A 23349-nucleotide genomic window follows, 5' to 3' on the forward strand; every position below is an offset into this window, starting at 1 on the left:
ATATTTTGATAAACCCAGATACTATTCGTATTTGGGTTTATTTATGAATTTTCATTATTTAGATTAAATTTAAATAGCGTATATTTGCACTCAAAATTTTGGCTTTGCAGGATATTTCATTACACAATCTTAGCAGCTTTCCCAAAAACAAATTGGGGATAATTACCGGTTATGATAACGACGGAATGGATATGCCTGTGAAGATCATAGAAATGGGGCTGCTTCCTCATACTACTTTCAGAATTCTTTATCAGGCTCCTTTCGGAGGACCCCTTTATGTGGAGTTTGGAGAAGAGAAAAGCAGGATCGCTCTTCGCCGGGAAGAGGCAGACTTTATCACTGTAGAAGAATTGACAGATGCGGGAAAATAATCAAAAACAAATTCTATTAGTAGGAAATCCAAACGTCGGAAAATCTACTCTCTTTAATGCTCTTTCCAATAAAAAACAAAAAACCGGAAATTATGCAGGCGTTACCGTTTCCAGCCATTCCGGGAGATACACTTACAAAAATGAAGAGGTAGAAATTATAGATTTACCCGGATCATACAGCATCTATCCAAGCTCAGAAGATGAGGCTATTTTTTCTCAGTTTTTGATTGATAATCAGAAAAAGTATTCCGGTGTCATTTATATTCTTGAAGCTCTAAGCATTAAGAGAGGTCTTTTACTTTTTCAGCAGATACAGGATTTGGGAATCCCAATGATTTTGGTTCTTAATCAGATAGATCAGGCGGAAAGAAGAGGAATTCATATTGATGCAGATAAGCTGTCTGAAAAGCTCCATATAAAAATCATTAAAACCAATGCAAAAGAACAGTTAGGCATCGAAGCTATAAAGGAAGCTGTACTTAACAATGATTTTGCGCTAACTAATAATTCAGTTTTTAAAATACCTTCAGAACATCAGGAAAAATTATCCGGTAACACTTATCAGGACTGGCTCAAAATAACTTTAGCTAAAAGTACTGAGCAAGAAAAAAGTCTAAACCCTAAAAGGTTACAGGTGCAGGAAACAGTAAGACGTTACCAAAATATTGACGGAATACTTTCTGAAGTCATTTCAAAAAAAGCACAGTTCAAAGAACTCCTTACAGAAAAGCTGGATAAAATTCTTGTACACCCGGTTTTAGGATACTTCTTCTTTTTGCTGGTACTTTTAATAATTTTTCAGAGCGTTTTCTTTATCGCAGAATATCCGATGAACTGGATTGATGCACTTTTTGCCTGGCTTTCAGAAACTTCAGCAGCCTATCTTCCCGAAGGACCTGTAAATTCATTAGTCTCTAAGGGGATTATTCCCGGATTAGGCGGAATTATTATTTTTGCTCCTCAAATCGGAATTTTACTGTATTTCCTTTATCTTTTGGAGGATTCGGGATATATGGCAAGAGTGGTTTTCCTGATGGATAGAATCCTGCGTCCTTTCGGATTAAACGGAAAAAGTATTGTGCCTTTGGTTTCCGGAACTGCGTGTGCGATTCCTGCTGTAATTTCTACAAGGAATATTGAGAACTTAAAGGAAAGATTATTGACCATTCTGGTGACACCTTTTATGACCTGTTCTGCAAGACTTCCTGTTTACAGTATTATTATCGGATTAATCATTTCAGACAAAACTGTTTTCGGAATTCATTACAAAGCTTTGGTGCTTTTAGGCATGTATCTTCTAGGATTTTTCGTCGCTTTATTTTCGGCTTTTATTTTGAAAAATTTCATTAAAGAAGACAAAAAAACATATCTGGTGATGGATCTTCCTACTTATAAAAAGCCTTTATTCGGGTATGATTTTCAGTTAGTTTTAGGCAAAGTATGGGAGTTTATTACCGGAGCCGGAAAAATAATTTTTGTTGTAAGCATCATCATCTGGTTTTTAAGCTATTTTGGTCCTAAAGAAAAGCCGGAACAATGGGTTGCCACTGACGTTTCGCTGGATCATTCTTATTTAGCGAGAATGGGAAAAGTATTAGAACCTGCTATAGAGCCTTTAGGCTATGACTGGAAAATGGGGGTCGGTATTCTAACCAGTTTTGTGGCAAGAGAAGTTTTCGTAGGTACGATGTCAACATTATACAGTCTTGACGATGACGTTCCTGAAGGGAAAATAATTGACAAAATGCGTCATGATGTAAAACCCAATGGCGAAAAAGTTTTCAGTTTTGCAACAGGAATTTCTATACTTTTATTTTATGCTTTTGCGATGCAGTGCGTTTCTACGATTGCAGTAGTATATAGAGAAACAAAAAGCTTAAAATGGACAGCCTTACAGGTAATTATGATGACCGGTTTGGCATATTTTGTGTCGATGATTGTATATCAGATTTTAAAATAAATGGATAATTCTTTAATCTTTCAGTATATCGTTGTGGCGTTGATTGTGATTTTCGCCTGCTACTCTCTGTACAGAATTATCCGTAAGAATTTTTCACCCAAAAAATTCAGTTCCAAGAGAAGCAATTGTGATAAAGATTGCGGATGCTCATAGTTTAGTATTTGTAAAATAATTTAACTAATTTAGTTTTGCAAATATTTCCTCTTGGTTAAGTATTTCTTATTTATTGCCACTTTATCTTTTCTCAGCCTTAAAGCTCAGAGCATATCAGATTCTGCAAAAATAATTTCATACGAAGAAAAACTCATCCTTAGAATTAATTTTGACACCAATATTGAAGACTTTGTAGCTTCTTTTAAAAATTCCGACAAAGATTTTCATATAAGGCTTTCCATCAACAATAAAATCAGAACATCGTTTTCAATAGATTATAAGATTATTAGTGCAGCATTATCTTTTACACCCGATTTCATTCCCGGAAATGACGATAATGACCTCAAAGGTAAAAGTTCATATACCGATTTCAGATTCAGATTTTTTCCTGATCAGATTATTCAGACATTAGGATACAGAAATGTGAAAGGTTTTTATCTCGACAATATGGAAGACTTTTTTCCTGATTGGCAAAAAGGAAAAGATCCGTATTTTCAGTTCCCGAATCTAAAGATTCAAACCTTTAGCGGCAGTACATCGTATGTATTCAACAAAGATTTTTCATTAAAAAGCATTCTCTATCAGCGTGAATGGCAAAATTACAGCTCCGGAAGCCTGATTCCTGAAATAGAGTATGATCTTTCTTTATTTAAAAATAAAATTGATGAAGTTAGAACGAAAGAAACACAGCTCAATCTAGGATTTAATCTTGGTTATCATTACAATTGGGTCATCCAAAAGAAAGTCAATATTGCACCGTATTTTTTCACAGGAATTGGCAGAAAATGGACAAGCTATAAAGCAGATATTCAAAATTTCCCCGCTGAAAGAAACAATTATTGGGTAGGAAAAGCAGGAGCAGGAATTCATTTGGGTTATAATTCAGAAACTTTTTTTTCAGGCATAAAATTAAATTTGAATTCGTCTTACTACAGGGAAGATTCGTCCTCTGAAATTACTAATACGAATGTTTTTGGCTTGATTTATTTTGGATATCGCTTCCCACCTCCCAAAATATTAAAAAGAAATTACGATAACGTAAAGAAAAAGGTCCCATCTTATAAATTGTAGGTATTTGAGTATCTTTGCAAAAATTTAATTCAACATAAATCAGAATAAACTAAAATGTCATTAATAAAAAGTATTTCAGGAATCCGCGGAACAATTGGTGGTAAAGTAGGCGATAATTTGACACCGCTTGATGTTGTAAAATTTGCTTCTGCTTTTGGAACTTGGCTTCAGAATAATAAAAACAAAAAAGACTTGACTTTAATCATCGGACGTGATGCAAGGATTTCAGGATTGATGGTTAATTCTCTGGTAACTGCAACTTTACAGGGATTGGGAATCAACGTGGTTGATTTAGGTCTTTCTACCACCCCGACTGTTGAAGTGATGGTTCCTGAGCTCAACGCAGATGGCGGAATTATCTTAACCGCTTCTCACAACCCAAAACAATGGAACGCTCTTAAACTTTTGAATGAAAAAGGAGAATTCATCAGCGGAGAAAATGGTGCTGAAGTTTTATCTTTAGCTGAAAATGAAGATTTCAATTATGCAGAAGTTGATGATCTGGGAAAATACGAAACCAGAGAAAATGCATTTGATATTCACATACAGAAGATTTTAGATCTACCCATGGTAGATGTAGAAGCTATCAAAGCCAAAAAATATAAAATTGTTCTGGATGCCGTAAACTCTACCGGAGGAATTGCCATCCCGATGCTTTTGGAGAAGTTAGGCTGTGAAACCATAAAGCTGTATTGCGAACCCAACGGACAGTTCCCTCACAATCCTGAACCCTTAAAAGAGCATTTAGGAGATATTTGTGAATTGGTAACAAAAGAAAATGCTGATTTTGGCGTTGTAGTAGATCCTGACGTGGACAGACTGGCTTTAATTGATGAGAAAGGAGAAATGTTTGGCGAAGAATATACTCTGGTTGCCGTTGCTGATTATTTGCTGAAAAATAAAAACGGTGCAGCAATTTCCAACCTTTCCTCAAGCCGTGCTTTAAGAGATGTTGCCCGTTCACATAATTCAGAATACTTTGCAAGCGCAGTAGGTGAAGTAAATGTGGTGAATTTAATGAAAGAAAAAAACGCCGTGATTGGCGGTGAGGGAAATGGCGGAATCATCTATCCTGATCTGCATTATGGAAGAGACTCTTTAGTAGGTGTTGCATTATTTTTAACACATTTGGCTAAAGAAAACAAAACGGTTTCCGAACTGAGAGCAGGTTATCCAAGTTATTTCATGGGAAAAAAGAAAATTGAACTGACTGCCGGAATAAATGTGGATGATCTTTTAACTAAAATGGAAAAAGAATATCAAAATGAAGAGGTTTCAACCGTGGATGGCGTAAAGATAGATTTTGATAACAGCTGGGTTCACCTTAGAAAGTCGAATACAGAACCGATTATCAGAATTTACACCGAAGCTAAATCTCAGGAAGAAGCCGATAAGCTGGGTGATGATATGATAGCTAAAATCAATAGTTTGATTTAGAAAAACACAATCATTTTCATCATTTTAAAAAATTATTATTATTAAATTTATAGTCATTAAGATTTTCAGAAGCGGGGATTAGTATATCTCATATCTCAGGTCTTAAATCTTAAAACTCGTTATATTGGAAGAATATTTTGGAAATGAACTTGTAAAGAAGTTCGAGGAAATGATGGAAAACAATGATGAATTCTACTTTGATACAGAAGAGTTAGAAGACATTATTGTCTATTATCTGGAGTTGGGAGATTTTAATTATGCCGATATGGCTGTTAATTATGGTCTCAAGCTACATCCCAATTCTTTAGACATCAAGATCAAAAAGCTTGAAGTGCTGTTGGAATGGGAAGATTATAATATGGCGAAAGAACTCATAGACGAGCTCAAAGGTTCATCTATGGAAAACACAGATTTTCTGGTGTGCTATGCCAAATATTATTCTAATTTGGGAAATCCGAAAAAATCAATAGAAATCTGTAAAAAAGCATTGGAACTTGAAGAAGAAGAAAACTTTCTCAACAATTTCATTGCAGATGAATATATAAATCTTGGCGACCCTTTTAATGCTCTAAAACATTATCAGCAAGCCTTGAAAGAAGATCCTACGGATGAATATTCATTGGAAAATGCCATGATTTGCTTTAATGATCTCAACAAGAGCGAAGAAGCCATTGCTTTTCTGAATGCTTATCTTGACGATTTTCCTTATTCAGAAATCGCATGGAGTGAGTACGGACAATATTATTTTAACCGGAAAAATTATGAAGAGGCTATCAAAGGCTTCGATTATATGCTTGCAATCAATTCCGGCGCAGTTGGAGTTTACGCAAGCAAAGCAGCTTGTTATGAAGCTTTAAACCAATACCAGAAAGCAATAGAAGTATATGAAGAAATGCTGGATCTGGAATATACCAAAGCATTTACTTTTTATAAAATCGGCTTATGCTATAAAGCTTTAAAACAACCAATCGTAGCATTAAATTCTTTTCAGAAATCATTGAGAGAAGACCCTCAGTTTTATCTTTCTATGATGGAGCAGTCTTATCTTTATGAAGAGATGGGAAGTATGCCGGAAGCTTTGTATTTTGCAAAAGAAGCCACATTGCTTAACGATAATAATCTGGATTATCAGAAAAGACTTGCATTTTTATTTATTGATGCAGGAAAATTTGAAGAAAGTCTTTCCTGTTTAAAAAAGCTCGTTGATGCAGAACCGTCCAGGTTTTACAACTGGTATGCTTATTCTGAAGTAATGATGCTTGTCGGAGAATATGAAGAGGCGGTAACAGTTGTGAAACAGGCGATAAAATACCATTATCGCGCCGAATTGTTTTATCAGCTGAGTAATTGCTATCTTAATCTTAGAGACAAAGAAAAGGGGATTGAATCTTTACAGAAAGCTTTGGAACTTGATTCTACTTTGATCTCTGATATGCAGAAAAAATATCCTTACATCAAAGATGAGGTGAAAGAGGCAAAGGCAAAAGTAAAAAAGCGAAATTAAAACTAAATCAATTTTGTTTAAACATAAGTCTGGCTCAAGCCAGACTTTTTCTTTTATAGTAAATTAAGAATATTATCTGCAAAAAAATTCCCCTGAAAGCATAACTTTCAGGGGAATTTCATATGAAACGCTGATTTGATTAAGCGTTCGGTTCTACAGATACAAAAGATCTGTTGTTTGCTTTCTTTCTGAAAACTACTTTACCGTCTACCAATGCAAACAAAGTGTGGTCTTTACCCATTCCCACGTTTTCACCCGGGTGGTGCTGTGTACCTCTCTGTCTGATGATGATGTTTCCGGCAATAGCTTCTTGTCCTCCGAAAATCTTCACACCTAATCTTTTAGAGTGAGATTCTCTACCGTTTTTGGAACTACCAACTCCTTTCTTGTGTGCCATTTTATTATAAGGTTTTTTGGTTTAAATTATTCTGCGCTTTCAGTGGTTTCAGCGTCAGCTTTTTTAGTTGTTTTCTTAGCAGGCTTTTCTGCTTTTTTAGCTCCGTCAAATCCTGTAATGCCAGTGATTTTGATCTGAGTAAGAGATTGTCTGTGACCGTTTTTCACTTCGTAACCTTTTCTTCTTTTCTTTTTGAAAACGATTACTTTATCAGCTTTTACATGGTCAAGGATCTCTGCCTCTACAGTGATTCCGTTTACAGCTGGGGCGCCTACAGTGATTGCTCCGTTTACGGTAAGAAGAATTTTATCGAAAGATACTTTTCCTCCTTTGTCTCCTTTCAAACGGTTTACAAACAACTTCTGGTCTTGCTCAACTTTATATTGAAGCCCTGCTATTTCTACAATTGCAAACATTGTCTATAAATTTTTAGTTAATTCGAGGTGCAAATGTAGTGATTTTTTATTCACTAACAATATGATTTTGAGAATTTTTCTAATTTCTGTGCAGATTCATTTTAGGCGGATTATTTATTTTCTTATATTTTAAATAAATTATATCTTTCAAAATACTTTAAACTTGAACATCATCAGCGAGTTAACACTTAAAATCTTACAGGATAATTCAGAGATTATCAATGTTGTAAATTAACTTATATAAACAGATCAGGCTATATCATATTTAAATATAGAAATTAGATTGATTGCAATTAATTTGTATTTTTGAAAAAAGCTTACAATGAAAATAATCTTAACTATTTTATTCTCTTTATTACTCACTTCATGTACTGTATACGGCTGGTCAAATGATTATAAAAAACTTTCCGGAGAACAGCAAAATTCAATTGTCACTCTACAAAGTTTTGAAAATACAAATTCACAAAACATATACAAAATAACGGGAAACCAGCTCAAAGAAGAGCTTAAAAAACATCCGAAATCTCTTGTCTATATTTTTACCAATGGCTGTGTTTCAGAATACTGTCTTCCGATGTCCAACTACGAAAGGTTTGCAAAAGAAAATAATTACAAACTTTTCCTGGTGATGAACGGTTATGGTCAGCTGGAGGAAACTACAAAACAAAGATCAGAAGTTTTTACAGAGCCTTTGTACGCTATCAATAACGAAGCCTACAATTCAAATACCCGGTGGAAATATTCCAGATATTTTGAAAATGAATTGAGAGGAATTGACAGAAAATCTAAACCCAAATGGGAAGGAAGTCTTTATTTCTTCAATTACGACAAACTAGAAAAAGTGATGCAAGATTTACCTAAATAATATGAACAGAGATCTTTATATTGATTTTGCCAAAGGATTAGCAACGCTTTCCATTATATTTATTCATACTGCATTTTGGTCGGGACAATTTTACATTATTCCGGAAGTCAGGGTTTTTTCTTTGGTTTTTGATGTCGCACTATTTTATGCCTTAAGCGGAATTACTTCGGGATCAAATATCGAAAAAACCTTTTACCGGTTGCTAAAACTCCAGATTACTTACATGATTTTTGTAACGTTGCTGTTCTTTTTAGACTATTTCTTCAAAATTTTCGGACTTACATTTTTTTCTCTGGAGTGGCTGCAGAACTTCTACTCTACTTTCGGATCAAAATATGTGGCAACAAGTATTTCTACTACTCCGCAGTGGCAGAATCTGGGAAACTGGTATTTGCATGAATATTCTAATGCAGATACTTTTCCGGTCGTAATGGGAAGTTTCTGGTATCTGAAAGTCTATTTTATTTTAACAGTTTTTGGAGTTTTAATACTAAAATTTTTCCCGAAACACATCAATTGGTTTATAGGAATCTGCGTTGTTTTGACGGTGCTGTTTAATATTTTCCCGCAATTCTATCCTTCGGGACAAGTAGGTTATATCGCATTTTATATGACCGTTTTTCTGGTTGCACATCAGATGAGAGGGAAAAAAATCCCCGCAAAAGCAATTCCTGTGCTTTACGGATTGGTTGCTGCTGTTATAATCTGGATGTTCTGGTATTTTGGAAATGAAATTTTCTTTAAAATCAATAAACAAAAATTTCCGCCAAAGACTCCTTATATTATCTGGACTTTATTTTCGCTGACAACATTATTTGTATTCTATAACAGGCTAAAAATTACTAAAGAAAATCTTATAACCTACATTGGCAAGAACGCTATTTTTTTCTATTTCGGACAGGGAATAAGTTCTTCTTTGGTGTACTTTTTAGTTGTTCCTATGAAAGAAACAATGCCTTGGTGGGTTTTAATGATCCTAATTTATATCATTAATGTCATTTTAGCGTTTATTATTGCTGAAGGTTTGAAGAAATTTGATGGTTTCGGATGGAAGATGCTGGAATTTTTACGAAAGAAAACCGCCACAATGTGACGGTTATCAATTTTTTAGAATAAAGATTAATCTCTGCTGGAGGATCTTCCGCCACGCATCAGAACTGCTATCAGTACAATAAACAGAATCGCTCCAATGATGATATAGACCGGATTGGCATACCATTCCTCGGTTTTAGTAGTCGTAGTGGTTACTTCAACTTTCGGTGCGGTTTCCTGAGCGAAAGTGATAAATCCTGTCAGTAAGGTCAGAATGCATACTGCAAATCTTTCCAGTCTTTTTGTAATTAGTGGTGAGTTCATTCGTTTAGATTTTAATGTTGATTTAACATAATCCAACTTTATGCCATGATGTTGATTAAAATGACACCGAAAATCAAATTCTTATCTAAAGAATATTTATTTTAATTAAATTTACAGAAATTTTTAAAGTCATGTTTAAGCTAAAACTTCCTACCGATCCAAGGTGGGCAAATATTGCAGAGGGAAATCTTGAGGAAATTTTAACGGATCATGCATGGTGCGAACAAAAAGCCGCCACCAACGCAATCGGATTGATTACTATGCTTCCGGAATATCCTGAAATTGTGACCGAACTTTTGGCAATTGCACAGGAAGAATTGGAACATTTCAATCAGGTGCATGAAATCATTAAGAAGCGGGGTTACACTTTCGGGCGCACCAGAAAAGATGATTACGTAAATGAATTGGTAAACTTCATACAAAAAGGAGGAAACAGAGACACTTTAATTATTGATAAAATGCTTTTTGCCGCAATGATTGAAGCGAGAAGCTGCGAAAGATTCAAAGTTTTAACAGAAAACATCAAAGACGACGAGCTGAGAGAGTTTTACAAAGAACTGATGATTTCGGAAGCCAATCACTACACTACATTTATCGGGTTTGCAAGACAGCTGGGGAATCCTGAACAGGTGAACAAAAGGTGGGAAGAATGGCTGGAATATGAAGCAAAAGTAATTCAGTCTTACGGAAATAAAGAAACCATACACGGATAAAAAACATTGAGAAAGCCTACTTTTGAAACCATGACCAATATTTTCCTGAAAAATTTTTTTCAGGGACTTGTGATTATTGGACCCATCGGGCTTACCATCTATGTCATTTATTTCGTCATCACCTCTATTGATAATATCATTCCTTCTGTTGCGCGGCAGATTCCCGGTCTGGTTTTTATTTCAGTTTTATTGGTGACAGCGCTTTTGGGTTATTTGGGAAACAAATTTGTAGTCGGAAGATTTTTTGTAGATGCTGTAGACAGTCTTTTGGAAAAAACTCCTGGTATCAAGCATATTTATTCGTCTACAAAAGATGTGATGTCTTCTTTTGTTGGAGACAAAAAAAAATTCAGTGATCCGGTCTGGGTAAAAACCAATGAAAACCCTGAAATCTGGAGAATAGGATTTTTAACTCAAAAAGAAATGGCAGATGTAGACAAACACAATTACGTAGCGGTCTATCTTCCGCATTCTTATGCTATTTCGGGCTGGGTAATTGTGACCGAAGAGAAAAACATCAAACCTGTAATAGGAATGTCTGCTGCTACAGCAATGAAATTTGCAGTAAGCGGCGGTGTGGCAGGTTTTCACTCTGATGAAAATATATTTAAAGCTCCTGAGTAAATTTCAATTTACTACTTTAAATACATTTGATGATTTGAAATTAATTTTCAAATTAAATTTTTCTTTAAAATCTAAAAATTATATCACATGGAATTACCATACGCAGAACCATTTCGTATAAAAATGGTGGAAGAAATCCGCCAGTCTACAAGAGAAGAAAGAGAGCAATGGCTGAAAGATGCCAAATTCAATTTATTTAATCTTAAATCTTCGCAGGTTTATATTGATCTGCTTACCGATTCCGGAACCGGCGCCATGTCTGACAGTCAATGGGGAGCTTTAATGACAGGTGATGAAAGCTATGCCGGCTCACGTTCTTTCGAGCAACTGCATACTACTGTTCAGAATATTACCGGTTTCAAATATTTATTGCCTACTCACCAGGGAAGAGCGGCTGAAAACGTTTTGTTTTCTGTATTGGTGAAAGATGGAGATATTATTCCCGGAAATTCGCATTTTGATACCACAAAAGGGCATATCGAAATCAGAAAAGCTCATGCTGTTGACTGTACCATTGATGAAGCTTTTGACATTAATGACCTTCATCCTTTCAAAGGAAATATCAATCTGGAGAAGCTGGAAGCCGTGTATCAGTCACATCCGAAAGAGCAGATCCCTTTTTGCCTGATTACGATTACCTGTAATTCTTCAGGAGGACAGCCTGTTTCTCTGGAAAATATGAAAGCTGTAAAAGAACTTTCTGACAAATACGGAATTCCTGTGTTTTTTGATTCTGCCAGATTTGCCGAAAATGCTTACTTCATCAAAAAAAGAGAAGCGGGGCAGGAAAACAGAAGCATTAAAGACATCTGCAAAGAAATGTTCTCGTATGGAGAAGGGATGACGATGAGTTCTAAAAAAGACGGATTGGTTAACATTGGCGGATTTATCGCTCTGAATAACGAAGATGTTTTCAGAAAAGCATCCAATTTCACCATCATTTATGAAGGTTTCATCACTTATGGCGGTATGGCAGGAAGAGACATGGCTGCTTTGGCTGTAGGATTGGATGAGGCAACTGAATTCCCTTATCTGGAAAGCAGAATATCTCAGGTTGAATATCTTGGAAATAAGCTAATTGAATATGGAATTCCGGTACAGAAACCGATTGGAGGTCATGCTGTTTTCATTGATGCATTGAATTTTCTGCCTAATGTTCCCCGTGAAGAATATCCTGCACAGACTTTAGGACTTGAGATTTACAAAGAAGCGGGAGTGAGAACTGTAGAAATCGGGACTTTATTGGCAGACAGGGATCCTGAAACCAGAGAAAACCGCTATCCAAAGCTTGAACTGCTGCGTTTGGCAATTCCAAGAAGAACGTATACCAACAATCACATGGACTATATTGCCGCTGCAGTAAGAAACGTGTACGAAAAAAGAGACGAAATTACCAAAGGCTACAATATAACCTGGGAACCGGAAATTTTAAGACATTTTACAGTTCATTTAGAAGAAGCTTAATTGCATCTATAAAAATAAAATCCATTCCAGTTTTTTTTGGAATGGATTTATTCTTTATGTAAAACAGCCTTTAATTCAACTCTGTAATAAAATCTTCCTTAGATTTTCTTACTTTAGCCAAACCAGCCAGCCAGTCATTATCAGTATCTCTGTACCCTATTGGTAACAACAGAACGCTTCTTAGACCTTTCTCTTTCAAATTTAAAATTTCATCTACAGCTTCAGGTACAAAGCCTTCCATTGGCGTTGCATCTACCTCTTCAAAAGCTGCCGCAATAATTGCTGCTCCAAATGCGATGTAAGCCTGCTTTGCTGTGTGAATAAAGTTTTCTTCTGCAGGTTTTGGCGGGTACATCTGCAAAAGCTGCTGTCTGTAATTTTCCCATCCTTCATTTTTGAAACCTCTTATCTCATTCGTCAGATCAAACATTTTGTTGATTCTTTCTTCCGTATAATTATCCCACGCTGCGAAGACCAAAAGATGCGAACAGTCTGTAATCTGTGGCTGATTCCACGCATTGGGTTTAATTTTTTCCTTAATTTTCTGGTTTGTGATTACTATAATTTCAAAAGGTTGCAATCCGCTTGATGTAGGCGCTAATCTCGCCGCCTCCAATATTCTGTCAATTTTTTCCTGCGGTACTTTCTGTCCGTTCATTGCTTTTGTTGCAAATCTCCAGTTAAGTTTGTCTAATAATTCCATTATTTTTAAAAATTTTCAGGACAAAATTATATCAAACAACTGTAACAAAAGCGATAAAATTCTAATTTGAATAATTGTTAAAATCTATAATGTAACAAAATCAGTTACATTTGAACTACGACAGCATTTTTTTTGCTTTTTTAACTCCTTCAACCAACAGATCAATCTCACTAAAAGTATTATAAACTGCAAAACTTGCCCTTACTGTTCCGGCAATATTCAGAAAACTCATAATAGGCTGAGTGCAGTGGTGACCGGTTCTTACAGCAATACCCATTTTATCAAGGATCATCCCTACATCAGACGAAATACCAATTCCGTCCAGATTAAATGACACAACACCTGTTCTTGTGGCTTTTTCGCCATAAACTTTTAAACCTTCAATTTCCAGAAGCTGTCTCTGCGCATAATCAAGCAGTGCATTTTCATGATTCTGAATATTCTGATGTCCAACTTTTTCAATGAAATCAACGGCTGCTCCCAAAGCAATATTCCCTCCGACATTTGGAGTTCCGGCTTCATATTTAAACGGTAGTCCCGCATAAGTAGTTCCATCAAAAGAACACGTTGCAATCATTTCACCACCTCCGTGAAAAGGCGGAAGTTTTTCCAGAATATTTTCTTTTCCGTATAAAATTCCGGTTCCCATCGGAGCATACATTTTGTGACCTGAAAATACAAAAAAGTCACAATCAAGTGCCTGAACATCAATTTGAAAATGCGGAGCTGACTGAGCGCCGTCAATCACAATATAAGCATCAGAATTAGCTCTTGTTCTGGCAATGATTTCTTCAACAGGATTTACAATTCCCAATGCATTGGAAACCTGATTTACTGAAACCACTTTTGTTTTTTCGCTCAAAAACTGATCTAAAAAGTCCAGCTGAAGAACTCCGTTTTCATCCATAGGAATCACTCTCAGTTTCGCACCGGTTCTTTCACAAAGCAATTGCCATGGAACGATGTTTGAGTGATGCTCAAGATGCGAAATGATAATCTCATCATCTTTTTTCAATTCTGATGTTAAAATATAAGAGATAAGATTGATTCCTTCTGTAGTGCCTTTGGTAAAGATTACTTCAAAATCATGTTTCGCATTAATGAATTTTTGAATTTTTCTTCTTGAAAGTTCCATTTCTTCGGTAGCCAATTGGCTCAAAGTATGGATTCCGCGGTGTACATTGGCATTAAGCTCGGTATAATATTTCGTCCAGACCTGCAAAACTGAATCCGGTTTCTGGGATGTTGCTGCATTGTCTAAGTAAACCAATGGCTTACCATTCACTTCCTGATTTAATATAGAAAACTGACTTCTGATTTCCTGAATGTCAAACATTGTAAATAATTTTTAAAATAAAGATTCCTTATTTAGAAACCTTCAAATTTACGGCTTTTTTACGTAACCCTTAGTTTACAGCATCTATTAGATTGATAAAAAAACCCGAAGAGATCCTCGGGTTTTAAATTATTTTGTCAGCTGGCGAAAAGTATCACCTTGCTGTATATCTCCGGAATTATATCCTTTCATAAACCATTCTTTACGCTGTGCGGATGAACCATGGGTAAAGCTTTCCTGATTTACATATCCCTGCGATCTCCTCTGAATATTATCATCACCAACCGCCTCTGCGGCATTGACTGCAGATTCCAGATCTCCGGGTTCAATAAAAGAGTTTTCAAGGTCACCTGTAATTCTTGCCCAAAGTCCGGCATAAAAATCTGCCTGAAGCTCTGTAGCTACAGATATTCTGTTGAGCTGCTCTTCAGAATACCGCCCGCTTCTTCTGGCATTATTGGTTTGATCTAATGTTCCTAAAAGATTCTGAACATGGTGTCCCATTTCATGAGCCAAAACATAAGCCACAGTAAACTCCGTAACTTTTGCTCCGAATCTTTGCTGAAGTTCATTAAAAAAACTCATATCCATATATACCGATTGATCTGCAGGACAATAAAATGGTCCCATTGCAGACTGCGCTGTTCCGCATCCCGAATCCGTATTTTGCTCAAACAAGACTACTCTTGCGGGTTTGTACTGCATTCCGTTTTCAGAAAAAACTTTTGTCCAGGTTTGCTCATTTTCCTTGGTAAGCATACTGATAAATGTTCTGATTTTCAGCTCTTCCTGAGTAAACTCCCTCTGCTCTGTTCTTTGTTGCGAGCCTGTACCAGAAGAAAGAATTGCAGAAGGATCTCCGCCTAAGAAAAACACAATTGCTGCGATGATAATTGTTCCTAAACCTCCGCCGACAATCGCTCCGCCTCCACCAGAACCACGTCTGTCATCTACATTATCACTTCTGTCGTTTGTCCATTTCATAGTTGTATTTTTTATTTATTGGTAAATTTAAAAATTAAATACATACAACGTATCGGCATCGCAATATTTTATAAATTTTTAGCGGTTAAGCTGATTTTTTTTGAGCCAGTAAGATGTAGACTGATATGCAGAAATAGCGGCATAAACAGTATTTATTCATTCATTCATTCTTCCTTCATGATAAGATTACGGGATAAAACTGAAAACAATCCAATTCATTGTGAGTAAAAACCCGATAGAATTTCGGAAGACGATCTATCTTAAAAATTACCTCGAAATTCTCCCGGCTCTCGTCAAAAGTTCTTGATTAATATCATTAATCAATTGCGGACCTTCGTAAATAAAACCTGTGTACAACTGAACCAAAGTTGCACCTGCATTCAGTTTTTCAATGGCATCTTTTGCAGAGTGAATTCCGCCAACTCCGATGATCGGGAAAGCTCTGTTGCTTTTATCTGAAAGATATTTAATCATTTTTGTGCTGCGTTCACGAATTGGTTTTCCGCTCAAACCACCATTTCCGATTTCTGCTAAAACTTCCGGTGAAGTTTTCAGACCTTGTCTGTTCACAGAAGTGTTTGAAACGACAATTCCGTCGATTTTTGTTTCTGCAGTCAGTTCTATAATTTCGTCCAATTGCTGATTATTCAGATCCGGGGCAATTTTTAGAAGAATTGGTTTTGGATTTACTTTGGTTTGATTAATTTCTTTTACAGCTGTAATCAGCTCTCTCAAATACTCAACATCTTCCAGTTTTGCGTGACTTCCAACATTCGGGCAGCTTACATTCAGTACAAAATAATCTACGTAAGGATGAAGACCTTCAAAACAATCCAGATAATCCTGAGTATAATTTTCAGGTGTTGTGTTCGTGTTTTTTCCGATGTTTCCACCGATAATAATTTTGCCTTTGTTGCCTTTAAGTTTTTCGATCGCCGCTTCAAGACCATCATTGTTGAAGCCCATTCTGTTGATAATTCCGCCATCTTCAAGCAGTCGGAACAATCTTTTTTTAGGATTTCCAGCCTGAGCTTTTGGCGTAACCGTACCAATTTCTACAAAACCGAATCCTAAATCTCCCAACTCATTAAATAAAACCGCATTCTTATCAAAACCGGCAGCCAAACCAACTGGATTTTTAAATTTTAAGCCGAAAACTTCTCTTTCAAGACGTTTATCTTCAATAGGTTTAGGGAAAAATAATTTGGTAAGGAAACCGAAATTTTTCAACATCGAAAAAGTAAAATGATGAACTTCTTCAGGATCGAATTTGAAAAGAATCGGGCGAATGAGCGATTTGTACATTGAAAAAAAGTTTTACAAAAATACTCATTTTAGAATTAATGTTTGGTTAATGTATGATATTTATGGAAAAGATGTTATAATTGGGTCTATAAAGCACAAACATCTGCATAATCTGCGAGATAATTTTTTAACGCAAAGATGTATTTTATTGAAATTAATATTTTAAGGAGCAAAGTATTAATCAGCAAGCTGATTTGATTAAGCCATGTTTTCAAGCTTTGCATAGCAAATTTATTTGTCTTTGCTGCTTAAAATAAAAAAGCATGGAAATAGATCTTTGCGTCAAATGCTTACAGAATTGAAAAGTAAAATATAAAATTAAACGCACAGCTTTATCAATTATTGCTCACATTTTAAAGAGCAAAATATTAATAAACAAGCTGATTGATTAAGCCATGTTTTCAAGCTTCGTGTAGCAATTTATTGTCTTTGCTGCTTAAAATAAAAAGCATGGAAATAGATCTTTGCGTTAATGCTTACAGAATTGAAAAGTAAAATATAAATTAAACGCAAAGTTTTTTATTTAAATATATTCGGTTTTTAAGGAGCAAAGTATTAATCATCAAGCTGATTTGATTAAGCCATGTTTTCAAGTTTCGCATAGCAAATTATTTGCCTTTATCGCTTAAAATAATACAAGATGAAATATAATCTTTGCGTTTAAATTAATTTAAGTTGTTAAGAATAAGAACTTAAATCAAAATTCAAAATAGCTCCTACTTTTTTAAAATCGTCATCTATCATAGCATTTACCGTAATTCTTTCATTAGAAACAGGATGATTAAAAATTAATTGATGGGCATGAAGTGTCATTTTGTTGATGCCAAATGTATGAAGCCACAATTTATTTTGTTTGTTACAGCCATGTTTTCTACAACCCAAAATTGGATGCAAAATATGTTTAAAATGCTTTCTCAACTGATGGAATCTTCCTGTCTCAGGAATTGCTTCAACCAGACAATATCTCGAAGTTGGATGCTTTAAAAAGGGTAAATCTATTTCCGAAGTCTGCAAACGGCGATAGTATGTTATTGCATTTTGAGTAATTTCGTTTTCGTTAACCAGATCATAATCAATAGTTTCTTCCTCTTTCGTCCAGCCTCGCAGAATAGCGATATATTTCTTTTCAACCATCTTATTTTCAAATTGGGTGCTCATCATTCTCAGCGTTTCTTTATCTAGAGTAAACAATAAAACACCCGAAGTTTTTCGGTCTAAACGATGGACAGGATACACTTTTTGTCCTATTTGTTTTCTCAGTTCCTGAATCGCATATGTATCTGCTTCTCCGGAGTAAAAAGATTTATGAACTAATAATCCGCTGGGTTTATTGATAGCAATAAGATGTTCATCGCGGTACAAAATTTCTAACATGAGACAAAACTAAAAATAATTAGTTTTATAATTCTCTTTTAAAAATGTAAATAATACCATAAAAACTTCCTCCGTAATCCCTACTTTCTGCAGTTACCAATTCCCATCCTTCACTTCCGTATTGATTTAGGGTTTTATCAATATCTGCAGGTTCATATTTGGTCCCCCAAAATCCTTTAGGCTCAATAATCACTGTTTTGTATTCGAATCTTTTTTTCATAGGTAGATATTTGTTTTTAAAGATATATTCTATTGGGAATTTAAGTTTAAATCTACAATAATATTCAAATCTTTTTAATCTACAAGCAGTCTTTTTTCAATAGCCCTGATTGAAGCGACATCCTTTTTCTGGTTGTGGCATGAAATGGAAAGATGAAAAAGATATAGCGGAAAGCAGGTTCCCGGCTTCTAATAATTTCAAAGTTAAAAACTTCCATCCTCTATCTTCCTTACTTCCTGCTTTTTCACTATTTTTGCAGTTCAGACGTAAAAAAATTATGGCAAAGCAAGAAGATGTTTTCAAGAAAGTGATTTCTCACGCTAAAGAATACGGTTTTATTTTCCCTTCTAGTGAGATCTACGATGGTTTATCCGCTGTTTATGATTATGGACAGAATGGTGCAGAACTGAAAAATAATATCAAACAATATTGGTGGAAAGCGATGGTACAGCTGAACGAGAATATTGTGGGAATTGATTCGGCAATTCTGATGCACCCAACAACCTGGAAAGCTTCTGGTCACGTTGATGCTTTTAATGATCCTTTGATTGACAATAAAGATTCTAAAAAACGTTTCAGAGCAGATGTTTTGGTAGAAGATTACTGTGCTAAAATTGAAGATAAACAAAATAAAGAAATTGAGAAAGCAGCGAAAAGATTCGGTGATTCTTTCGATAAAGCTCAGTTTGAAGCGACAAACCCTAAAATTTTAGAATACAGAGCGAAAAGAGAAGCCATTCTTTCAAGATTGGCTAAATCTTTGGAAAATGAAGATCTTGTTGATGTAAAAGCTTTAATTGAAGAACTGGAAATTGCTGATCCCGATACAGGTTCTAAAAACTGGACGGAAGTAAGACAATTCAATTTGATGTTTGGAACTAAGCTAGGTGCTTCCGCAGATTCTGCGATGGATCTTTATTTAAGACCTGAAACTGCACAAGGAATTTTCGTTAATTTTTTAAATGTTCAGAAAACTTCCCGTCACAGACTTCCTTTCGGTATTGCACAAATCGGAAAAGCGTTCAGAAACGAAATTGTTGCGAGACAGTTTATCTTCAGAATGCGTGAGTTTGAACAGATGGAAATGCAGTTTTTCGTTGCTCCGGGAACAGAACTGGAATTCTACGAACAATGGAAACAAAAACGTCTGAACTGGCACAAAGCTTTAGGTTTAGGTGATGAAAATTACAGATTCCACGATCATGAAAAACTGGCTCACTACGCGAATGCTGCAGCAGATATTGAATTTAATTTCCCTTTTGGTTTCAAAGAACTGGAAGGTATTCACTCAAGAACAGATTTTGATTTAAAAGCACATGAAGAATTTTCAGGAAGAAAACTTCAGTTCTTCGATCCGGAAAGAAACGAAAATTATGTTCCTTACGTGGTGGAAACTTCGGTAGGTTTAGATAGATTATTCCTTTCTATTTTCTCCCATTGTTTAAGAGACGAAGTATTGGAAGACGGTTCAGAAAGAACAGTTTTATCTTTACCTCCGGCTTTGGCGCCAATAAAGGCAGCGATTCTTCCGTTGATGAAAAAAGACGGTTTGGCAGAATACGCAGAGAAAATTTTCAACGATCTGAAATACGATTTCAACTTATTCTACGAAGAAAAAGATGCGATCGGAAAACGTTATAGAAGACAGGATGCTATCGGTACACCTTACTGTATTACCGTAGATCACGATTCGCTTACCGATCATACTGTAACGATAAGAGACAGAGACACGATGCAGCAGGAAAGAGTTGCTGTTTCTGATTTGAGAAGGATCATTGATGAGAAAACAAATTTCAGAAATTTACTTTCTAAAATATAGACAGAAGCCTTGAGAAATCAAGGCTTTTTTTAGGCATAATTTTAAAATTATTTTAAATTTGTTTAAGATCCAACATTATGGTAATTTTTACTTCTATTGTAGTTTTTTTGGCTATTGCAATTCTTGCTTTATACATTTCCGGCTACGAATATCTACTGAACGGTATTTCTAAAACCTATCTGAAAGGAAAAACCAGCGCAAATATTGATGACGGAAATTATTTTACAGGAAATGTTATTTCTACCAAAAGCCATAAGCCTTGGCAAAAAGCTGATGATTATAACAAAAAAGAATTACCGAAAAATATCGTTGATGACTTGTTACAATCTGATACAGCATCTTTTTTAGTCGTAAAAGATGGAAAACTGGTGCATGAACAATACTTTAAAAATTACAAGAAAACATCGCTCACCAACTCATTTTCTATGGCTAAAGCTATAACCGTAATGTTGTTGGGGAAAGCTTTAGAAGAAGGAAAAATTAAAAGCCTTGATGATAAATTCTCTGATTATTTTGATGAGTTTAAAACCAAAACATTAGCAGGAAGTCTCACGTTAAAAAATCTTGCTCAGATGGAATCTGGATTGGACTGGATTGAAGATTATAAAAATCCTTTCCTTCCGAATGCAAAAGCTTATTACGGAAAAAGTCTTATCAATGCTACTTTTTCAAGAAAATTCAAAGGAATGCCCGGAGAAATGTTTGAATATCAAAGCGGCTCAACTCAGCTTTTAGGCTTTGCCGTGAAGAAAGCGGTGAATAATACTTTAGCAGATTATTTATCTGAAAAATTCTGGATTCCTTTGGGAATGGAATATGATGCAATGTGGAGTACTGATAAAGCAGGAATGGAAAAAACTTATTGCTGCATTCACGCTACTTCCAGAGACTTTGCCAAGCTCGGACAATTATTTCTAAATGATGGCGAATTTGATGGTAAACAGCTTTTAAGTTTAGATTTTATTAATGAAATGCGGACGCCAACCAAAAAATCTCAGGAAATTTATGGAATGGGACTTTGGATCAATCATGATAATCCTATTAAGCATTATTATTTCTTAGGTTTACAGGGGCAGTATATCATCATCATTCCTGAACATAAAATGGTAGTCGTAAGAACCGGAAGCTACAATAATCTCCCTAAAACGGATAGAGGAAGACCGGATCAGGTGAAATTTCTGGTAAATGAAACGGTGAAATTCTTTACCTAAATTCCAATTGAAATTAATTTTTCAGATCTGAAAAATCAATTAAACTTTAATGAAATCTGAAATTAGCTTCTGTAAGCGTATTGTTTTTTAAAAAATTTTCATACTCAGGAGACAATTGTTTTCTTCCCCAAGTATTTTCTCCGCTCATACTTCCGAGACGCACTTTATCTTTTCCGTATTTCTTATTCATTGCATCCATGGCTTTCATTACGGGCAAATGCTGGTTTTGGGTGTCTTCCTCAAATAGATTGATCAGCCTTTGATCTTCAGGAACAAAATCGTTGACAATCACTCCAGCTTTTTTATAGTGAAACCCTTCTTCAAATATAGATTCAAACAGATCATTCACAACTCTGCCAATCAGGATTGATGAGTTGGTAGGATTGGGAAGAATCTGGGTTTTGGCATTTCTGTATTCTGGCAAATCTTTTCTGAAGCGGTTGGTTTGTAGAAAAACGGTTACCATTTTGCAGCAGGTATTCTGTTTTCTCAAACGTTCAGAGCAATACATTCCGAAAGTTTCTACACGCTCACGAACATCCTCTTTTTTTGTCAGCATTTCCATAAAACTTCGGGTTACCGCGATAGATTTTTTGGCAGAAGGAGTGCCTAATTCGAGCTGGCGGATTCCTTTTAACTCATTCACCATTCTTACTCCATGAATTCCCATGATTTTACGAACCCACATTTCAGGTTTCTGTAGAAGGTCCCAGGCTTTATAAACGCCGTTATCATGCATTTTTACCGCAAGACGTCTTCCGATTCCCCACACATCACCGATGTTAAGCCATTTTAAAGCTTTTTCAATTTTTTCGGGAGTATCCAGTATAAATACTCCATTAAATCTTTCAGGATCTTTTTTTACAATTCTGTTGGCAATTTTACAGAGTGTTTTTGTGGGGGCAACACCTATGCTTACAGGAATATGGGTTTTAAGCTTGATTTCTTCTTTAAGCTTAAGACAGTATTCTGAAATATCAACATATTTAAAGCTTCGCAGATCCAGAAAAAGTTCATCAATACTGTAGACTTCATAGTCATTTTTTCCTACATATGATCTGGAAATCTGGATCACCTCCTGACTTTTAAAATTATAAAGTTCAAATTTTGCCGAAAAACATTTTACATCATGCTTCTTGAAAAGCTCCTTATATTTAAATGCAGGAGCTGCCATCGGAATCCCGAGATCTTTTGCTTCTTTGCTTCTGGAAACAACACATCCGTCATTATTAGAAAGTACCACAACAGGTTTATCTTCCAGTGAAGGATCTAAAGTTCTTTCACAGGACACGAAAAAATTGTTGCAATCTACCAGAGCGTACATTTATAGAATAAGTATTTGGAAAGACAAATCTAAAAATTTTTAAACAGATTGTTATGTTAAATTTAAATTTTAACATTTGATTTAATTGTCTTGTTTTCAGTGTTTTAAATAATTTATAACACGACGAGTTTTGTCGCATTATGCCTCTACATTTGTTCCGGAGAAAATTTAAAATTTTAAAAAAAATCATGGACAAAGCAACGCTTCAGAGAATTGAAAGACTTCATCCTTTGGTAAGAGATGAGGTGAAAAAGATTATAAAAGAATGCAATGAAGCATTAACAGGAAGGGCTAAAATCAGAATTACCCAAGGATGGCGAAGTTTTGAAGAGCAGGAAAGGTTATATGCAATCGGAAGGATTACTTCCGGAAAAAAAGTAACAAATGCAAAAGCAGGGCAGAGCATTCATAATTACGGATTGGCAGTAGATATTTGTCTGACTATTGATGGAAAAACTGCAAGCTGGGACACTGTAAAAGATTGGGATAATGACCGGGTTGCTGATTGGTACGAATGTGTGAAAATTTTTGCAAAATACGGATGGGATTGGGGTGGTAACTGGAAAACATTTAAAGATCTTCCTCACTTTGAAAAAAAGAATATTCTGACATCAAAAGGTTTGGTAAAAACTACCTGGAGAAATCTGTCTAAAATGAAAAGGAATGAAGATAATTATGTAATTACATAAGCTTTATTGCTCATTATCAAAGAGAAATGTAAAAAATGTAAGTCTCCGGTAGA

Annotated in this window: 23 protein-coding genes; 13 read left to right on the forward strand and 10 right to left on the reverse strand. The window is 35.4% G+C overall.

Annotated elements, in window-relative coordinates:
* The first annotated feature begins 104 nt into the window (after nucleotides 1-104).
* The 5 genes from AC0NBN_RS04605 to AC0NBN_RS04625 all read left to right on the forward strand — a co-directional run bounded on the left by AC0NBN_RS04605 (nucleotide 105) and on the right by AC0NBN_RS04625 (nucleotide 6496).
* Nucleotides 105-371, forward strand: coding sequence for a FeoA family protein (locus tag AC0NBN_RS04605; RefSeq protein ID WP_160812123.1), 267 nt, complete (start codon nucleotides 105-107; stop codon nucleotides 369-371).
* On the forward strand, nucleotides 358-2331 hold the full coding sequence (gene feoB, locus AC0NBN_RS04610; protein WP_160812124.1) for a ferrous iron transport protein B: 1974 nt from the start codon (nucleotides 358-360) through the stop codon (nucleotides 2329-2331). Before AC0NBN_RS04605 ends, feoB begins: the two co-directional genes overlap by 14 nt.
* Nucleotides 2332-2535: 204 nt before the next feature.
* The gene (locus AC0NBN_RS04615) at nucleotides 2536-3555 is read left to right on the forward strand and encodes a DUF4421 family protein (protein WP_160812125.1); all 1020 of its coding nucleotides are present in this window, start codon (nucleotides 2536-2538) and stop codon (nucleotides 3553-3555) included.
* A gap of 54 nt (nucleotides 3556-3609) precedes the next feature.
* The gene (gene glmM / locus AC0NBN_RS04620) at nucleotides 3610-4992 is read left to right on the forward strand and encodes a phosphoglucosamine mutase (protein WP_160812126.1); all 1383 of its coding nucleotides are present in this window, start codon (nucleotides 3610-3612) and stop codon (nucleotides 4990-4992) included.
* A 124-nt stretch (nucleotides 4993-5116) separates the two neighbouring features.
* The gene (locus AC0NBN_RS04625; RefSeq protein WP_160812127.1) at nucleotides 5117-6496 is read left to right on the forward strand and encodes a tetratricopeptide repeat protein; all 1380 of its coding nucleotides are present in this window, start codon (nucleotides 5117-5119) and stop codon (nucleotides 6494-6496) included.
* A gap of 139 nt (nucleotides 6497-6635) precedes the next feature.
* Here the strand turns inward: AC0NBN_RS04625 and rpmA are convergent, their stop codons facing one another.
* Nucleotides 6636-6893: a 50S ribosomal protein L27 gene (rpmA, locus tag AC0NBN_RS04630; RefSeq protein WP_007842221.1), complete on the reverse strand. Its 258-nt coding sequence runs from the start codon at nucleotides 6891-6893 to the stop codon at nucleotides 6636-6638.
* Nucleotides 6894-6919: 26 nt separating this feature from the next.
* Nucleotides 6920-7309, reverse strand: coding sequence for a 50S ribosomal protein L21 (gene rplU / locus AC0NBN_RS04635; RefSeq protein ID WP_089745877.1), 390 nt, complete (start codon nucleotides 7307-7309; stop codon nucleotides 6920-6922).
* A 322-nt stretch (nucleotides 7310-7631) separates the two neighbouring features.
* Between rplU and AC0NBN_RS04640 the strand changes: the two genes are divergently transcribed.
* On the forward strand, nucleotides 7632-8174 hold the full coding sequence (locus tag AC0NBN_RS04640) for a hypothetical protein (RefSeq protein WP_160812128.1): 543 nt from the start codon (nucleotides 7632-7634) through the stop codon (nucleotides 8172-8174).
* Between the two features lies 1 nt (nucleotide 8175).
* The gene (locus AC0NBN_RS04645) at nucleotides 8176-9267 is read left to right on the forward strand and encodes an acyltransferase family protein (protein WP_160812129.1); all 1092 of its coding nucleotides are present in this window, start codon (nucleotides 8176-8178) and stop codon (nucleotides 9265-9267) included.
* A 26-nt stretch (nucleotides 9268-9293) separates the two neighbouring features.
* On the opposite strand, the gene AC0NBN_RS04650 is transcribed toward AC0NBN_RS04645, so the two are convergent.
* Complete coding sequence (locus tag AC0NBN_RS04650; RefSeq protein WP_160812130.1) at nucleotides 9294-9530, reverse strand: hypothetical protein; 237 nt, start codon at nucleotides 9528-9530, stop codon at nucleotides 9294-9296.
* Nucleotides 9531-9661: 131 nt separating this feature from the next.
* Between AC0NBN_RS04650 and AC0NBN_RS04655 the strand changes: the two genes are divergently transcribed.
* The 3 genes from AC0NBN_RS04655 (at nucleotide 9662) to AC0NBN_RS04665 (ending at nucleotide 12331) form a co-directional block, all read left to right on the forward strand.
* On the forward strand, nucleotides 9662-10243 hold the full coding sequence (locus AC0NBN_RS04655; protein WP_143882870.1) for a MiaE family protein: 582 nt from the start codon (nucleotides 9662-9664) through the stop codon (nucleotides 10241-10243).
* A gap of 6 nt (nucleotides 10244-10249) precedes the next feature.
* On the forward strand, nucleotides 10250-10867 hold the full coding sequence (locus AC0NBN_RS04660; protein WP_089744619.1) for a DUF502 domain-containing protein: 618 nt from the start codon (nucleotides 10250-10252) through the stop codon (nucleotides 10865-10867).
* An 87-nt stretch (nucleotides 10868-10954) separates the two neighbouring features.
* The gene (locus tag AC0NBN_RS04665; protein WP_160812131.1) at nucleotides 10955-12331 is read left to right on the forward strand and encodes a tryptophanase; all 1377 of its coding nucleotides are present in this window, start codon (nucleotides 10955-10957) and stop codon (nucleotides 12329-12331) included.
* 70 nt (nucleotides 12332-12401) lie between these two features.
* Here the strand turns inward: AC0NBN_RS04665 and AC0NBN_RS04670 are convergent, their stop codons facing one another.
* From AC0NBN_RS04670 to AC0NBN_RS04695, 6 genes are all read right to left on the reverse strand, one after another.
* Nucleotides 12402-13034, reverse strand: coding sequence for a nitroreductase family protein (locus AC0NBN_RS04670; RefSeq protein ID WP_160812132.1), 633 nt, complete (start codon nucleotides 13032-13034; stop codon nucleotides 12402-12404).
* A gap of 115 nt (nucleotides 13035-13149) precedes the next feature.
* Entirely contained in the window at nucleotides 13150-14370 is a 1221-nt protein-coding gene (locus AC0NBN_RS04675) for a cysteine desulfurase (protein WP_160812133.1), read from the reverse strand.
* 129 nt (nucleotides 14371-14499) lie between these two features.
* On the reverse strand, nucleotides 14500-15354 hold the full coding sequence (ypfJ, locus tag AC0NBN_RS04680; protein WP_160812134.1) for a KPN_02809 family neutral zinc metallopeptidase: 855 nt from the start codon (nucleotides 15352-15354) through the stop codon (nucleotides 14500-14502).
* Nucleotides 15355-15621: 267 nt separating this feature from the next.
* Complete coding sequence (locus AC0NBN_RS04685; protein WP_160812135.1) at nucleotides 15622-16659, reverse strand: quinone-dependent dihydroorotate dehydrogenase; 1038 nt, start codon at nucleotides 16657-16659, stop codon at nucleotides 15622-15624.
* A gap of 678 nt (nucleotides 16660-17337) precedes the next feature.
* The gene (locus tag AC0NBN_RS04690; RefSeq protein WP_160812136.1) at nucleotides 17338-18033 is read right to left on the reverse strand and encodes a pseudouridine synthase; all 696 of its coding nucleotides are present in this window, start codon (nucleotides 18031-18033) and stop codon (nucleotides 17338-17340) included.
* Nucleotides 18034-18058: 25 nt separating this feature from the next.
* Nucleotides 18059-18253 carry a DUF4177 domain-containing protein gene (locus AC0NBN_RS04695; protein WP_160812137.1) on the reverse strand — a complete coding sequence of 65 codons (195 nt, stop codon included), beginning with the start codon at nucleotides 18251-18253 and terminating at the stop codon, nucleotides 18059-18061.
* 277 nt (nucleotides 18254-18530) lie between these two features.
* Here AC0NBN_RS04695 and AC0NBN_RS04700 point away from each other — a divergent pair, with 277 nt between their 5' ends.
* Nucleotides 18531-20072: a glycine--tRNA ligase gene (locus tag AC0NBN_RS04700; protein WP_160812143.1), complete on the forward strand. Its 1542-nt coding sequence runs from the start codon at nucleotides 18531-18533 to the stop codon at nucleotides 20070-20072.
* 77 nt (nucleotides 20073-20149) lie between these two features.
* Nucleotides 20150-21283, forward strand: coding sequence for a serine hydrolase domain-containing protein (locus AC0NBN_RS04705; RefSeq protein WP_160812138.1), 1134 nt, complete (start codon nucleotides 20150-20152; stop codon nucleotides 21281-21283).
* Between the two features lie 46 nt (nucleotides 21284-21329).
* On the opposite strand, the gene AC0NBN_RS04710 is transcribed toward AC0NBN_RS04705, so the two are convergent.
* On the reverse strand, nucleotides 21330-22607 hold the full coding sequence (locus tag AC0NBN_RS04710) for a Y-family DNA polymerase (protein WP_160812139.1): 1278 nt from the start codon (nucleotides 22605-22607) through the stop codon (nucleotides 21330-21332).
* 188 nt (nucleotides 22608-22795) lie between these two features.
* Here AC0NBN_RS04710 and AC0NBN_RS04715 point away from each other — a divergent pair, with 188 nt between their 5' ends.
* A complete protein-coding gene (locus AC0NBN_RS04715; RefSeq protein ID WP_160812140.1) occupies nucleotides 22796-23296 on the forward strand; it encodes a M15 family metallopeptidase in 501 nt (166 codons plus the stop codon).
* The last annotated feature ends 53 nt before the right edge of the window (nucleotides 23297-23349 follow it).

Source organism: Chryseobacterium sp. L12 (genome assembly GCF_056133985.1).

What these genes read in the sequence shown, in the direction of transcription:
- feoB (WP_160812124.1), top strand. Translation starts at nt 358, where the DNA reads ATGCGGGAAAATAATCAAAAACAAATTCTATTAGTAGGAAATCCAAAC.
- glmM (WP_160812126.1), top strand. Translation starts at nt 3,610, where the DNA reads ATGTCATTAATAAAAAGTATTTCAGGAATCCGCGGAACAATTGGTGGT.
- rpmA (WP_007842221.1), bottom strand. Translation starts at nt 6,893, where the DNA reads ATGGCACACAAGAAAGGAGTTGGTAGTTCCAAAAACGGTAGAGAATCT.
- rplU (WP_089745877.1), bottom strand. Translation starts at nt 7,309, where the DNA reads ATGTTTGCAATTGTAGAAATAGCAGGGCTTCAATATAAAGTTGAGCAA.
- AC0NBN_RS04640 (WP_160812128.1), top strand. Translation starts at nt 7,632, where the DNA reads ATGAAAATAATCTTAACTATTTTATTCTCTTTATTACTCACTTCATGT.
- AC0NBN_RS04645 (WP_160812129.1), top strand. Translation starts at nt 8,176, where the DNA reads ATGAACAGAGATCTTTATATTGATTTTGCCAAAGGATTAGCAACGCTT.
- AC0NBN_RS04650 (WP_160812130.1), bottom strand. Translation starts at nt 9,530, where the DNA reads ATGAACTCACCACTAATTACAAAAAGACTGGAAAGATTTGCAGTATGC.
- AC0NBN_RS04655 (WP_143882870.1), top strand. Translation starts at nt 9,662, where the DNA reads ATGTTTAAGCTAAAACTTCCTACCGATCCAAGGTGGGCAAATATTGCA.
- AC0NBN_RS04665 (WP_160812131.1), top strand. Translation starts at nt 10,955, where the DNA reads ATGGAATTACCATACGCAGAACCATTTCGTATAAAAATGGTGGAAGAA.
- AC0NBN_RS04670 (WP_160812132.1), bottom strand. Translation starts at nt 13,034, where the DNA reads ATGGAATTATTAGACAAACTTAACTGGAGATTTGCAACAAAAGCAATG.
- AC0NBN_RS04675 (WP_160812133.1), bottom strand. Translation starts at nt 14,370, where the DNA reads ATGTTTGACATTCAGGAAATCAGAAGTCAGTTTTCTATATTAAATCAG.
- ypfJ (WP_160812134.1), bottom strand. Translation starts at nt 15,354, where the DNA reads ATGAAATGGACAAACGACAGAAGTGATAATGTAGATGACAGACGTGGT.
- AC0NBN_RS04685 (WP_160812135.1), bottom strand. Translation starts at nt 16,659, where the DNA reads ATGTACAAATCGCTCATTCGCCCGATTCTTTTCAAATTCGATCCTGAA.
- AC0NBN_RS04690 (WP_160812136.1), bottom strand. Translation starts at nt 18,033, where the DNA reads ATGTTAGAAATTTTGTACCGCGATGAACATCTTATTGCTATCAATAAA.
- AC0NBN_RS04695 (WP_160812137.1), bottom strand. Translation starts at nt 18,253, where the DNA reads ATGAAAAAAAGATTCGAATACAAAACAGTGATTATTGAGCCTAAAGGA.
- AC0NBN_RS04700 (WP_160812143.1), top strand. Translation starts at nt 18,531, where the DNA reads ATGGCAAAGCAAGAAGATGTTTTCAAGAAAGTGATTTCTCACGCTAAA.
- AC0NBN_RS04705 (WP_160812138.1), top strand. Translation starts at nt 20,150, where the DNA reads ATGGTAATTTTTACTTCTATTGTAGTTTTTTTGGCTATTGCAATTCTT.
- AC0NBN_RS04710 (WP_160812139.1), bottom strand. Translation starts at nt 22,607, where the DNA reads ATGTACGCTCTGGTAGATTGCAACAATTTTTTCGTGTCCTGTGAAAGA.
- AC0NBN_RS04715 (WP_160812140.1), top strand. Translation starts at nt 22,796, where the DNA reads ATGGACAAAGCAACGCTTCAGAGAATTGAAAGACTTCATCCTTTGGTA.